Below are 614 nucleotides of genomic sequence, written 5' to 3' on the forward strand. Positions count from 1 at the left end.
CAACCAGACCGACTCGTCGGTTCCGGGCCAGGTACAGGAGATCGAGCGTACGCAGAACTACTTCGCATTGACCATGCTTCCGTACTATTTCTACGGAACGACTTACAGTGTCGAGGTGGCCATTAAGACCAACGGGGTGTTCTCGGGTTACGGAGCTCCGTGTCCGATCTCATCACCGGGTGTTCCGATGATCAACAACTGCGACCAGCACATGGCCCAGCAGAACAGCTACATCTCCACGGCGAGCCTGAACAAGGCCACCGCGTATCGTTTCGAGGTATCCCTTGTGGATGGCAACGACAACCCGGTCTCCTCGCAGATCGTCGATCGTACCCTGTCCTACTTCAACTTCAGCATGGTGCCGGGCTACATACCGGGCGGCAAGTACATGGTGCGTGTGGCCGTGAGGACCACGGGTTACCCTTCACCGTTCGGTGAGGCCTGTTTCGTGTACGCTCCGGGAGCATTGCGCCAGGACGGGACACAGCAGCCTGAAGTGATCGCACAGCGTTTCGACGCCACGGTGTTCCCGAACCCGTATGCCGAGAGCTTCTCGCTCGACCTGGATTCCACTTCGGAGGAAGCCGTGCAGGTACGTGTGTACGACATGATAG

General features: G+C 58.1%; 1 protein-coding gene. It reads left to right on the forward strand.

All coding sequences use genetic code 11. The annotated features are described in order from the left end of the window. Window positions 1-614: hypothetical protein (locus tag G6047_RS00245; protein WP_169525297.1), on the forward strand; the 614-nt coding region annotated here is incomplete at both ends.

The organism is Flavobacterium silvaticum (assembly GCF_012911565.1).
GTDB lineage: Bacteria > Bacteroidota > Bacteroidia > Flavobacteriales > Flavobacteriaceae > Flavobacterium > Flavobacterium silvaticum.